This is a genomic window from Vibrio sp. Vb0667, assembly GCF_033391095.1.
Genome location: NZ_JAWPOL010000389.1, coordinates 1 through 1,052, shown reverse-complemented (window position 1 = coordinate 1,052; position 1,052 = coordinate 1). Strand labels below are relative to the sequence as shown.

The 1,052-nt window shown below is 42.3% G+C and carries 1 protein-coding gene; it reads left to right on the top strand.

The features are described from left to right. Nucleotides 1-437: 437 nt before the first annotated feature. A partial coding sequence (locus R8269_RS26135; RefSeq protein WP_318223029.1) for a BCCT family transporter occupies nt 438-1,052 on the top strand: 615 nt, incomplete at its 3' end.

The window sequence follows — 1,052 nt, the reverse complement described above, 5'->3', positions numbered from 1 at the left end:
ACAGCGATAACCTAAGCAGCTTTACGGGCAATGTGACTTTCCATTTCTTGTAAACCGCAAACTTCCCGATCTTCTTTATCCAACTCACCCTTCACAGTTGGTTGAAAAACTCCATCAACCTCAAAATGGTCTCGCACTTATGTGCGAGGCTATTTCTTTTGTTCTGAATACCGTTTGACCTTGTTGATTGACTGTTTTCCTCTGTGTATTCCAATTCTGAAAAATAGTTAGATGTCGTAGTTTATTCTTGTGGGGTGAAGACACTTGCTTGGCGTTTGTTTGCTGTAAATATGCAATAAAAGTGTCATTTTTGCATAAATTTGTGATTGGTGATAAACTTTGCATCGTTTTTAAAGTTTAGAGTTCAAATTAATGGAGGGCGGTATTGGAGTTCTTCTCCCCTGAGAAGCGTTTCAAATTACGTTAAATTTGTATTTATGGATAATGCATTTAAAAAATATAGTATCGACACAACAGACTATCAGGTTGGCCAAGACAACGTTCAAAAATGGGGATTCGATATACACAATCCCGTATTCGGCATCAGTGCTGGTCTCGTTGTTTTCTGTCTTATTTCACTTCTTCTTGTCGAGCCAGTTACCGCTCGCGACGCATTAAACGGGATCAAAAACGGAATTATTGAACAGTTTGATGCATTCTTTATGTGGTCTACCAATTTTTTCTTATTGTTCGCTGTTGCTCTGCTTTTCTCGCCATTAGGTAAGATTCGTTTAGGCGGTAAAGAGGCGACGCCGGATCATTCAACCGTTTCATGGCTGTCAATGCTGTTTGCTGCAGGTATGGGTATTGGTCTTCTCTTTTGGAGTGTGGCTGAACCAACGGCCTATTTCACGGATTGGTGGGGTACGCCGCTAAACGCAGAAGCGTATTCAGCCGATGCCAAATCACTCGCGATGGGCGCGACCATGTTTCACTGGGGTGTTCACGGTTGGAGTATTTACGCCCTTGTTGCGTTGGCGCTTGCTTTTTTCGCCTTTAACAAAGGTTTACCACTTTCATTGCGCGCGGCGTTTTACCCAATTTTTGGTGAC